Below are 11352 nucleotides of genomic sequence, written 5' to 3' on the forward strand. Positions count from 1 at the left end.
AGAAACGGCCGACGCCGATCTCCGTTCATGGATCACTGTTCTTCGCGTTCGCCATGCTCCGCTCCCCGCTCCGTGTCCTGCCGCTCATACGGAGTTCACGCGGCGCGGATGTACCGGCGAGACGGGCCGTGACCGATAAATGTCCCCGGCGGCGGTGCGGGACGCATGGAAGGATGGCGCAAACGGCTTTGCAGAGGGAGAGGGAGATGACCACGTGCCTGGAACGAATCTGACCCGCGCGGAAGCACAGGAGCGGGCGCGGCTGCTGACCGTGGACGCGTACGACATCGAGCTGGACCTGAGCGGTGCGCAGGAAGGGGGCACGTTCCGGTCGCGGACCACGGTGCGCTTCGACGCGGCCGCGGCGGGTGACACGTTCATCGACCTGGTGGCGCCGGCGGTGCACGAGGTCGTGCTGAACGGCACCGCGCTGGACCCGGACACGGTCTTCGCCGACTCGCGTATCGCGCTACCGGGGCTGGCGGCGGGCCGTAACGAACTGCTGGTCGTCGCGGACTGCGCGTACACGAACACGGGCGAGGGGCTGCACCGCTTCGTCGACCCGGTGGACGACCAGGCGTATCTCTACACGCAGTTCGAGGTGCCGGACGCGCGGCGGGTGTTCGCCAGCTTCGAGCAGCCCGACCTGAAGGCGTCCTTCCGGTTCACCGTGCGGGCGCCCGAGGGCTGGACGGTGATCTCCAACTCGCCGACGCCCGAGCCGGAGGGCGAGGGCGGCACGCTCTGGCGCTTCGCGCCGACGGCGCGGATCTCCTCGTACATCACGGCCCTGATCGTCGGCCCGTACCACAGCGTGCACAGCAGCTGGGAAAGCAAGGGGAGTCTCCGCGAAGCGGAGTCCACCGAGGGTGGCGGCGGGCGACGGGCGGGCGGAAGGACGGTTCCGCTGGGGATCTACTGCCGGCCGTCGCTGGCGGAGTTCCTGGACGCGGAGGAGATCTTCGCGGTGACGCGGCAGGGCTTCGACTGGTTCGAGGAGCAGTTCGACTACGCGTACCCGTTCGAGAAGTACGACCAGCTCTTCGTGCCGGAGTTCAACGCGGGCGCGATGGAGAACGCGGGCGCGGTGACCATCCGCGACCAGTACGTCTTCCGCTCGAAGGTGACGGACGCGGCGTACGAGGTGCGCGCCGAGACCATCCTGCACGAGCTGGCGCACATGTGGTTCGGCGACCTGGTCACCATGGAGTGGTGGAACGACCTGTGGCTGAACGAGTCGTTCGCCACGTACACCTCCATCGCCTGCCTGGCGAACGCGGAGGGCAGCCGGTGGCCGCACGCGTGGACCAGCTTCGCGAACCAGATGAAGACCTGGGCGTACCGCCAGGACCAGCTGCCGTCCACCCACCCGATCATGGCGGAGATCCGCGACCTGGACGACGTCATGGTCAACTTCGACGGCATCACGTACGCCAAGGGCGCCTCGGTGCTCAAACAGCTCGTCGCGTACGTGGGCCGGGACGAGTTCTTCCGGGGCGTGCAGACGTACTTCCGCCGCCACGAGTGGGGCAACACCCGGCTGTCCGACCTGCTCGGCGCGCTGGAGGAGACCTCCGGGCGTGATCTGAAGACCTGGTCGAAGGCGTGGCTGGAGACGGCCGGCATCAACATCCTGCGCCCGGAGATCGAGACGGCCCCGGACGGCACCGTCACCTCGTTCGCCGTACGCCAGGAGGCGCCCGCGCTCCCGGCCGGCGCCGCGGGCAGCTCGACGCTGCGGCCGCACCGCATCGCCGTCGGCCTGTACGAGCTGGACGGCGGCCGTCTGGTGCGCACCGACCGGCTCGAGCTGGACATCGACGGCCCGCTCACCGACGTACCGCAGCTCGCGGGCCGCGTCCGCCCGGCGGTCGTCCTGCTCAACGACGACGACCTGTCGTACGCCAAGGTGCGGCTCGACGCCGGTTCGCTGGCCACCGTCACCAAGCACCTGGGCGACTTCGCGGAGTCGCTGCCGCGCGCGCTGTGCTGGGCGTCCGCCTGGGACATGACGCGGGACGGCGAGCTGCCCGCGCGCGACTATCTGGAGCTGGTGCTGTCCGGCATCGGCAAGGAGTCCGACATCGGCGTCGTGCAGTCGCTGCACCGCCAGGTGAAGCTGGCGCTGGAGCTGTACGCGGCGCCGGACTGGCGGCCGGAAGGGCTGGCGCGCTGGTCGGAGTTCGCGCTGGAGCAGCTGCGCGGCGCCGAGCCCGGCAGCGACCACCAGCTGGCCTGGGCCCGCGCGCTGGCGGGCACGGCCCGTACGGACGAGCAGCTGGGCCTGCTGGAAGGGCTGCTGGACGGCTCCGCGTCCGTGGACGGGCTGGCCGTCGACACCGATCTGCGCTGGTCGCTGCTGCTGCGGCTGACGGCCACGGGCCGGGCGGACGCCAAGCGGATCGACGCGGAGCTGGAGCGCGACGCGACGTCCGCGGGCGAACGGCACGCCGCCAGCGCGCGTGCGTCGATGCCCACCGCCGAGGCCAAGGCCGAGGCGTGGGCGTCGGTCGTGGAGGGCGACAAGCTGCCGAACGCGCTGCAGGAAGCGGTCATCGCCGGCTTCGTGCAGACGGGGCAGCGGGAGCTGCTCGCGCCGTACACGGAGCGGTACTTCGCGGCGCTCAAGGACGTATGGGAGTCGCGCAGCCACGAGATGGCGCAGCAGATCGCCGTGGGCCTCTACCCCTCGGTGCAGGTCTCGCAGGCCACGCTGGACGCGACGGACGCCTGGCTCGCCTCGGCGGAGCCGAGCGCGGCGCTGCGGCGGCTGGTGACGGAGTCCCGCGCGGGCGTGGAGCGCGCGCTGAAGGCGCAGGCGGCGGACGCGGCGGCGGGCCGCAGCTGACAGCGGGGGCGGGCGGGCGCACGAGTGCCCGCCCGCCCTGCCGCGCACCGGACCTCGGCGCGGTGACGGCGTTCCGGTACGGCGCGCTCTTACGGCGTTCCGGTACGGCGCGCCCGCGCGCCCTGCCGTTACGCCGTGCAGCCCCGGTCCTTCTTCGCGCTCTCCAGGAACGCGGTCGCGAACCGCCCCATGTCCGCCCGCCGTTGCTCCTCGTCAGCGGTGACCTCCGGGTTCACGCCGACGTCGACGACGAGGTACGGCGGGCCCTCGCCGCCGCACCGCGCGGTGGCCATCGCGTTCCGCTCGCCCGTGGCGCCCTTCCCGTCGAACGGCAGGTCCGCCATCGCCCGCGGGCGCGCCAGGCTCTCCCGTTCACCGGCGCTCATCGGGTCGTGGAAGTCGCCGGTCCCGCTGTACGTCACGTCCAGCACGCGCCGGTCGTCCACCGATACGTGGCACAGCCGCCGCTTGGACCGGTCGTCGCCGACCCGTACGTCCTCGCCCTCGCCGGGCAGCAGCGGCGACAGCGCCTTCTCCGGGACGTCCACGCCGCAGAGCGCCGCCGGAACGGTGAACTCCCGTCCCCCGCCGCCCCCGTCGCCGTCCCCGTCGCCGCCGGAGCAGCCCGCCATCGCCGCCGCGACGGCGAGCGCCGCGAGCGTGCCCGTCCACCGGCGCATGCGGTTCAGCCTCCCTGGGCCCCCGCGAGGCCCTCGAACTTCTTGTTGCCGTCGTTCGCCGCGGCCTCGATCTTGGAGTAGATGCCCCGGTCCCCGGAGTAGCCGTCGCGTGCCGGGTCGTCCGCCCACTCCCTGTTGGCGGCGTACCACCTCTCCGCGAGGCTGTCGGCCTGTTTCTGCCGGGCCTCGTACGTGCTCTGGTAGTCCTCCGTGGCGTGGTCCTTGATCCGTTCCTGCTCGCCCTCCAGCCAGTCGGCGGCGACCAGGCCGGCGCCCGCGGAGATCGAACCGCCCGCGTACGGGACGAAGCTGGTGGCCGCGCCCACCGTGGCGTTGGCGAACTTCTCCTTCCAGCCCGCCTCCGACAGCTCGTCCTCGGTGAGGTCGCCGATGGCGCGGTGCCGCGCCTCCTCCATGAAGCCGAGCGTGTATCCCGAACGGTCCAGGCTGTCCTCGGGGTTCGCCTTCTCGTTCTCGATGTCGTGCACCATCGCGTAGTTCATGCCCTCGCTGAGCAGGGCGTACGTGTCCGGGTCCTTGGAGACCTGCTTGGTGACCTCCATCAGGTTCTCCTGGTCGAGCGGCGGATCGCCGTCCACGGAGCTCATCGCGTCGTGCACGGTGGCGCCGTGGTTGGTCATGATCTTGGCCATGTCGTCGCGCATCTCGGACGGGAAGCCGTCGCCGCGCTGCCCTAGGTAGTTGACCGAGTTGTCCAGCACCTGTTTCTGCTGCTCGGTGTGCGGGGTGCCGGGGGCCTGCTCGTCGCCGGGCGCCATGCCGGTGGCGCCGGCGAGCAGCGCGGCGCCGGTGGCCTCCTTGACGGCGCTGGGGCCCTCGTAGTCCTCGCGGCTCTCGCCGTAGTCGAGGGCGTCGACGTCGTTGTAGCCGGGCCGGTCCTTGAGCACCCACTCGCTGTTGTTCTGCGGTTCGGTGGAGCTGAAGAAGTCGGAGGACGCCTCGGGGTTGTTGGCGAGGGCCTTCATGTAGCCGGTCATCGGGTCGGTGCCCGCGTCGTTCTCGTCCCCGAAGTGCATCAGGTTGTTACGGGCGTACAGCGGGTCCTGGTTCCACGGCAGTTCGTTCTCGCGGGTCTGGCCGCCGGGGCCGGGGTCCCGCACGTCGTGCGTGTTCTTCTTCTCGAAGCCGACCAGCGCGTCGCCGTACTCGTTCAGGAACCCGCTCTCGTACTTGCCGTGCCGCATCAGGTTGCTCATCGCCTGGAAGCCGTAGACGCGGGTGTTGTAGGCGCCGTTGTCCCGGCCGACCTCCTTGCCGCCGAGGCCGACCACGTCCTTCTCCCACTTCTCCATGGCCGGGCTGTCGGACTGGGTGGCCGAGGCGAGCGAGGTGCCGAGCTGCTTCTCCAGCTCGGCGACGGCGGCCATACGGCCCTTGTCCGCCTCGTTCTCCCAGGTGCCGGTGTCGGCGAGGGCGCCGTACAGCTCCAGGGTGCCGCGGGCGCCGAGGCCGGTGGCGATCCGCTCGCCGAAGACGGGGTCGCCGGAGTTCTCCTTGGCGAGTTCCGCGAGCCGCCTGATCTCCTCGTTGCTGAGGTCCTCCGGGTTCTTCTTGCTGAGCGCGAGGAACTCCTTCGAGTCCTTCAGCGACTTGGCGGCGCCGTCGAAGCTCTTGAAGCCGGTGTCCCGGAAGTCGTACTTGCTCTGCGCGTGCAGCCGCAGCGCCTCCGCGGCCGTGGTGTCGGCCTCGCCGGCCTTGGTGAGGATGTCCTTGATCCGCTCCGCCACGGCGTCGATCTCGCCCTGGGACGGCTCGCGTCCGCCCTCGCCCGGCTTCACCACGCCGTCGCTCGTCACATGGATGTTCTTGCCCTTGGCCTCCTCCACGGCCTTGGCCAGGTCCTCCTTGTGCGTCTTCAGCTTGGAGTGCGCGCCGTCCAGGATCGTGTGGATGCTCCGCGCGGCGGTGACCACGTCGTCGAACTCGCCCGCGGTCTTCGTGACGAACTTCTTCGTGACGGTCGCGTTGTCCCCGTGCCAGTCCGCGGACTCGGCCTTCTTCTTCAGCCCGGCCGCGCTGGCCCCGCCGTCGCCGCCGCCGTCCGCGAGCTTCTCCAGCTTCCGCACCATCTCCTGCCACTGGGTGGCCGCCTCTTTGAGCTTGCCGAGGCGGAGGTGGTCGAGCTCCTGATACGTCACCATGGCCGGCCCCCCGTCACTTGATGTACTCGGCGATACGGGAGACGGACATCAGCCGCCCCTCCGCGTCCCGCATGTTCGTGGCGATGGTGTCCTCGTCCTTCTTGTGCGCGGCGCGCGAGTAGTCGAGGTGGTTGGAGATGTGCGCACACGCCTCCAGGAGGGTCGCCAGCTTCGTCTTCCACGCCTCGTTCAGCTCGCCGAGTGCGCTGCCGGTGTCGAAGCCGTCGCCCTTGAGGCTGCTCGCCGCCTCGCCCGAGACCTTCTTGGCATGCTCGCCGTCGGTGGACAGCCGGCCGTGCAGCTCGTGGGCCATGTTGCCCAGCGCGCCCAGCTCGTCGTCGTGGACCGACAGGTCCTGGCCACCTCCGCCCGGCCCCGCGTCAGCCTCGTTCAGCTGCATCCGTACGGGCCCCGCGGCCCCCTGCTCCGCCCTCGCCATCGCGTCCCCCTGCGTCAGCACACACTCGTCCCGGGTCCGGACGATAGCCACGGTCACGCGAACCGCAACTCCCGTCCGCGATTACCGGACCGTTTCTGCAAAACGTTCACCGCATATACCCACGCCCTGCCGCACCCGACTGGTTCCAGCCAACGGTGGCGCGGCAGGGCGTACGAGCGCGGGCCCGGGCGCGTGGCGGGGCCTACGGGCGCCGGGTCACGCCTCCGTCAGCCGGCCGAAGCGGCGCGCGAGCTCCGTACGGCCGTCCTCCGTGAGGCCGCCGTGCAGCCGCAGCCGGGCGACGCCTCCGTCGGGGAACGTGTCGAGGCGCACGTGCGTGGCCGTCACCGGCGCCGCGAGCGGGAAGCGGTGCACGCTGTCGGGCCGGAGCGGGGTGCGGGGCAGGAACTCCGTCCACGTACGGCCGCCGTCCTCCGAAGCGGACAGCGCGGCCCAGCCCGCCGCGTTCCCCAGGTAGTAGCCGGTGTCCAGCTCCACGGCGCGGATCGCGGCGTGGCCCGCCAGCCGGAAGCGCGCCCAGTCGTGCGCGGTGTCCCTGCGGCGGCGGCTCTCCCAGCCGTCCTCCATCTTCCGCGACCGGTCCGGCAGGATCATGTTGCGCTGCGGTGAGAAGAACCGGTCCGACGCGTCCTCCACCACGCCGCCGTTCAGCACGGACACCAGGTCGTACGTGCCCAGCAGCCGCAGCCACTCCGGATCCGGTACGGCCTCGCCGTGCACACGGAGGCGCGCGACGCCGCCGTCCGGGTACTGCGCGAGCCGCAGATGCGTCCAGCGGCGCTCGGCGCTGACGGGGAAGACGTTGGCGGCGTGACCGCGTACGGGCGTGCGCGGAACGAGCTCCGTCCAGCGCACCGAGTCCGCCAGCAGCTCGTCCGTGCCGGGGGTGCCGGGCAGCGCGGCGGCCTCGACGGACACCTCCCTCGGGTGGTTGCCGCGGAAGTGCGCGGTGTCCACGACGACACCCCGTACGACGCCGGGCGCGCCGAGCCGTACGAGCGCCCAGTCGTGCTCGTCCGCGCCGGGGTGCGGGGCGTCGCCGGAGGGGCCGCGCCTGCGGCGGGTCTCCCAGCCGTCCATGATCTTGCCCTTGTGGCCGAAAGCATGCGGGTCAAACCGGGCGGGCTCGGTGCGCAGCAGGTTCTCGCGCTCCGCGAAGAACTCGTCGTTCGCCGCGAGCACGCCCGCGCCGAGGCGGCGGTCCGCCAGGTCGGCGAGGTCGGCGAAGGGGACGTCGGCGGGGGCGGGGCGGTAGTCGGCGTACGGGTCGCCGCCGGCGTACGGGGGCGCGGACTGGAGGTCGGGGGCGCTGGTCACGCGGTGCCTTCCGGTCGGGGGCGGGGTGCGCGCCGAGCGTGGCAGCGGCGGACCTGTCAGGTCCATCGAAGAATTCTGACGATTCCGTTCAGCCGGGCTGCACGGTTCGCAGGCAGGAGAGCCGGGCGCTCAGCCGAGCCGTACGGCCCGCAGCGCGTCGACCGTACGGTCCAGGGCCGGCCACTCCTCCGCCCCTCGCCGTACCCCCGCCACCACGTGCCGGTGCGGGCGGTCGGCGTCCAGCACGCGCAGCGCCACCGCCTCGCCGGGTTCGACGACGGCCATCCGCGGCACCAGCGCGACCCCCATGCCCGCCCCGACGAGCGCGAGGATGGCCCGCCAGTCGGCGGCGGCGTGCGCCTGTACGGGCGCGAAGCCCGCGGCCTCGCAGACGGTCGTGGTGATCTCGGACCACGGGCCGCTGTGGCCGTAGATCCACGGCTCGTGCGCGAGGTCGGCGAGCCGCAACTCCCGTACGGACGCCAGCGGATGGTCCGCCGGGAGCGCCACGTCGAGCGGGTCGGTGTGCAGGGAGAAGCGGCGGAACGCCGCACCGGCCTCCGGCTCCGCCGGCGGGTGCGCGGCGAGCGAGAGCGCGAGATCGACGGCGCCGCGGGTGAGCAGTTCGTACGCCTCGGCGGCCTCCGCCTCCCGTACGGACACCGTGAGGCCCGGACGGTCGCGGCGCAGGGCCGTGACGGCGGGTACGACCAGCGCGGGGATGGCGGTACTGAAGGCGCCGACCCGTACGGTGCCCGTCTCGCCCCGCAGGTGCCCGGCGAGCGCGGCGTCGGCGCGCTCCAGCCCGGTGAAGACGGCGTCGGTGTGGCGCAGCAGCAGTTCGGCGGCGGGGGTGAGCCGTACGCGGCGCCCCTCGGCCTCCAGCAGCGTGACGCCGAGCTGGCGACTGAGACCGGCCAGCTGCTGGGACACCGCGGAGGGCGTCATGTACAGCGCCTCCGCGGTGGCGGTCACCGTCCCGACCTCGGCGAGCTTCCGCAGGATGCGGAGCTTCTTGAGGTCCCAGTCGGTCAGGGCGGGGTCAGCCGTTCTGCTGCTTGCGGGACTTGTCGCCCACCATGACCAGACCCGCGATCACCAGGAAGAGGAGGATGGGCAGCCCGACGAAGACGCTGAGGGTCTCCAGGACGCTCAGCCCGGGACCCGGGTCGTCGCCGTCGTCGCGGGTGACGGCGAAGGCGGGGGACGACATGAACAGCAGGGCAGCCGTCCCGGCGGTGAGGGTGCCTGCGCGCATCGCGTTCTTCTTGTTTGCCACGCTCAGACGGTAACGAATGCCCGCTCCCGGCGCGCGCCCGGGGTCGCCCATGCCGTAACGCACCTACGGGCAGCGCGGGGCGTTTCCCCCATTCAGAGACGGTTTGTCCACTTGCCCAAACCTTTCCCTCGCACCTCTTGACGGTGCCGACTGGAGAAAACTACGTTCTGGCCAACGGAAAGCCACTTCCGTGTTGTGGAAACATCCGAACGCCCACCGCTTTCCCCTCTTCCTCCCCTCTCCCCTCCCCTCCTCCTCCCCCGGAGTCCCTATGACTGCCCTGGATGAGCGGTCGCCCGTGGACCCCAGCGACACCACCAGCGCTGGCCTGTACACGTACGACCTCGCCCCGACGAAGAAGGACGGCCGCAGCTGGGGCGCCTACAACGTCTTCACGCTGTGGGCCAACGACGTCCACAGCCTCGGCAACTACGCGTTCGCCATCGGCCTCTTCGCGCTCGGACTGAACGTGTGGGGCATCCTCGTCGCCTTCGCGCTCGCGTCCGTGCTGCTGTTCCTGCTGCTGACGCTGTCCGGGTTCATGGGGCACAAGACGGGCGTCCCCTTCCCCGTCATGAGCCGCATCGCGTTCGGCATCAAGGGGGCGAAGATCCCGGCAGGCGTACGGGGCGCCGTGGCCATCGCCTGGTTCGGCATCCAGACGTATCTCGCCTCGGCCGTCCTCAGCGCGCTGCTCGTGGCCATGTTCCCGGGGATGCGGAGCCTGGACGACAACTCCCTGCTCGGGCAGTCCACCCTCGGCTGGCTCACCTTCCTCGTCCTGTGGGCGCTGCAGATCGTCATCGTCAGCTACGGCATGCAGATGATCCGGCGGTACATGGCCTTCGCGGCGCCCACCACCCTGATCACGATGTGCGCGCTGGCGGTCTGGATGTTCATACGCGCGGACGGCTCGATCTCGCTGTCCGTCGACGACCCGCTGTCCGGCGGCGAGATGTGGCTGCAGATCCTCGAGGGCGCCGCGCTGTGGGTCGTCATCTACGGGACCTTCGTACTGAACTTCTGCGACTTCACCCGCTCCGCCAGGAGCCGCAGCTCCATCGTCCGCGGGAACGTGACCGGCATCCCCGTGAACATGCTGTTCTTCGCGCTCATCGTGGTGGTGCTCAGCGGCGCCCAGTTCAAGCTCGACGGGCACGTCATCACCAGCCCGTCGGACATCGTCCGGACCATCCCGAACATGCTCCTGCTGGCGCTGGCCTCCCTCGCGCTGATCGCCCTGACGGTGGCGGTGAACCTGCTGGCCAACTTCGTCGCGCCCATCTACGCGCTGGTCGACCTCTTCCCGCAGCGGCTGAACTTCCGCCGGGCCGGTCTCGTCACCGGAGTCCTGGGCCTGGTGATCACCCCCTGGAACCTCTACAACAGCCCCGTCGTCGTCAACTACTTCCTCGGCGGGCTCGGCGCCCTGCTCGGCCCGCTGTTCGGCGTGATCATGGCCGACTACTGGCTGCTGCGCAGGTCCCGCGTCAACGTGCCCGACCTCTACACCGAGGACGCGCAGGGCGAATACCACTACACCAGCGGCTACAACCCGCGCGCCGTCGCCGCCTTCGTACCCAGCGCCGCAGCCGCCGTCGTCCTCGCCCTGGTGCCGTTCTTCGAGGACGTGGCCGGCTTCTCCTGGTTCATCGGCGCCGTCCTCGGCGCCGTGCTGTACGCGATCATCGCGGACCGCAGCCGGACGGGCCGCGACGTGGACGGCGAGGCCATCGCCGTCGCCGCCGAGTGAACCGGCGGGCGGAATGAACACCATGGCAGTGAACCGACCAGCGGAGGGCCGACGCATGCGCGTCCTCGTCGTCAACGTCAACACCACGCGGTCCATCACCGACTCGATCGGTGCGCAGGCGGCCTCCGCGGCCGCCCCGGGCACCGAGATCGTGCCGCTGACACCCGCCTTCGGCGCGGAGTCCGTCGAGGGCAACTACGAGAGCTACCTCGCCGCCGTCGCGGTGATGGAGGCCGTACGCGCCTACCCCGAGCCGTACGACGCCGTGATCCAGGCCGGCTACGGCGAGCACGGCCGGGAAGGGCTCCAGGAGTTGCTCGACGTACCGGTCGTGGACATCACCGAGGCCGCCGCGAGCACCGCCCAGTTCCTCGGCCGCACCTACTCCGTCGTCACCAGTCTCGACCGTACGGTCCCGCTGATCGAGGAGCGCCTCCGCGCGGCCGGGCTGCACACCCGGTGCGCCTCCGTACGCGCCAGCGGGCTCGCCGTACTCGCCCTGGAGCAGGACGAGAAGGCCGCCGTCGACGCCATCGCCGAACAGGCCGCCCGCGCCGTGGCGGAGGACCGGGCGGAGGTGGTGTGCCTGGGCTGCGGCGGCATGTCCGGGCTGACGGAACGCGTGGTGGAGCGCACCGGGGTCCCCGTCGTCGACGGCGTGACCGCCGCCGTGAAGATCGCCGAGTCCCTCGTCGCCCTCGGCCTGTCCACGTCCAAGATCCGCACCTACGCGCCGCCGCGGCCCAAGACGATCCGCAACTGGCCGCCGCCACCGGCCCGTTGACACGTTTGACGCCGGTGCCGCCGGTTACCCCGTTGACGCCGGTGCCGCGGACCGCACGGGAACACCACC

9 protein-coding genes are annotated in these 11352 nt (G+C 71.3%); 3 read left to right on the plus strand and 6 right to left on the minus strand.

The window, feature by feature from the left end:
* Positions 1–214 precede the first annotated feature (214 nt).
* The gene (pepN, locus tag DVA86_RS23170) at positions 215–2848 is read left to right on the plus strand and encodes an aminopeptidase N (RefSeq protein WP_208881098.1); all 2634 of its coding nucleotides are present in this window, start codon (positions 215–217) and stop codon (positions 2846–2848) included.
* A 128-nt stretch (positions 2849–2976) separates the two neighbouring features.
* Here pepN and DVA86_RS23175 read toward each other — a convergent pair whose 3' ends face one another.
* The 6 genes from DVA86_RS23175 to DVA86_RS23200 all read right to left on the minus strand — a co-directional run bounded on the left by DVA86_RS23175 (position 2977) and on the right by DVA86_RS23200 (position 8752).
* A complete protein-coding gene (locus DVA86_RS23175) occupies positions 2977–3528 on the minus strand; it encodes a hypothetical protein (protein WP_208881100.1) in 552 nt (183 codons plus the stop codon).
* Between the two features lie 5 nt (positions 3529–3533).
* Positions 3534–5690, minus strand: a complete 2157-nt coding sequence (locus tag DVA86_RS23180) for a hypothetical protein (RefSeq protein ID WP_208881102.1) — start codon at positions 5688–5690, stop codon at positions 3534–3536.
* Between the two features lie 13 nt (positions 5691–5703).
* The gene (locus DVA86_RS23185; RefSeq protein ID WP_425470910.1) at positions 5704–6186 is read right to left on the minus strand and encodes a hypothetical protein; all 483 of its coding nucleotides are present in this window, start codon (positions 6184–6186) and stop codon (positions 5704–5706) included.
* Positions 6187–6345: 159 nt separating this feature from the next.
* The gene (gene alc, locus DVA86_RS23190; protein ID WP_245997021.1) at positions 6346–7467 is read right to left on the minus strand and encodes an allantoicase; all 1122 of its coding nucleotides are present in this window, start codon (positions 7465–7467) and stop codon (positions 6346–6348) included.
* A 129-nt stretch (positions 7468–7596) separates the two neighbouring features.
* A complete protein-coding gene (locus tag DVA86_RS23195) occupies positions 7597–8502 on the minus strand; it encodes a LysR family transcriptional regulator (RefSeq protein ID WP_208885044.1) in 906 nt (301 codons plus the stop codon).
* Between the two features lie 7 nt (positions 8503–8509).
* Positions 8510–8752, minus strand: a complete 243-nt coding sequence (locus DVA86_RS23200) for a hypothetical protein (RefSeq protein ID WP_208885045.1) — start codon at positions 8750–8752, stop codon at positions 8510–8512.
* Positions 8753–9017: 265 nt separating this feature from the next.
* Here DVA86_RS23200 and DVA86_RS23205 point away from each other — a divergent pair, with 265 nt between their 5' ends.
* Both DVA86_RS23205 and DVA86_RS23210 read left to right on the plus strand, forming a co-directional pair.
* Positions 9018–10499: an NCS1 family nucleobase:cation symporter-1 gene (locus DVA86_RS23205; RefSeq protein ID WP_208881106.1), complete on the plus strand. Its 1482-nt coding sequence runs from the start codon at positions 9018–9020 to the stop codon at positions 10497–10499.
* A 55-nt stretch (positions 10500–10554) separates the two neighbouring features.
* Positions 10555–11283, plus strand: a complete 729-nt coding sequence (locus tag DVA86_RS23210) for an aspartate/glutamate racemase family protein (RefSeq protein WP_208881108.1) — start codon at positions 10555–10557, stop codon at positions 11281–11283.
* The last annotated feature ends 69 nt before the right edge of the window (positions 11284–11352 follow it).

The sequence above is a fragment of the Streptomyces armeniacus genome (assembly GCF_003355155.1).
Taxonomy (GTDB): domain Bacteria; phylum Actinomycetota; class Actinomycetes; order Streptomycetales; family Streptomycetaceae; genus Streptomyces; species Streptomyces armeniacus.

Excerpts from the sequence above, each read along its gene's own strand:
- DVA86_RS23175 (WP_208881100.1), bottom strand. The coding sequence starts at position 3,528 with ATGCGCCGGTGGACGGGCACGCTCGCGGCGCTCGCCGTCGCGGCGGCG.
- DVA86_RS23205 (WP_208881106.1), top strand. The coding sequence starts at position 9,018 with ATGACTGCCCTGGATGAGCGGTCGCCCGTGGACCCCAGCGACACCACC.
- DVA86_RS23180 (WP_208881102.1), bottom strand. The coding sequence starts at position 5,690 with ATGGTGACGTATCAGGAGCTCGACCACCTCCGCCTCGGCAAGCTCAAA.
- DVA86_RS23210 (WP_208881108.1), top strand. The coding sequence starts at position 10,555 with ATGCGCGTCCTCGTCGTCAACGTCAACACCACGCGGTCCATCACCGAC.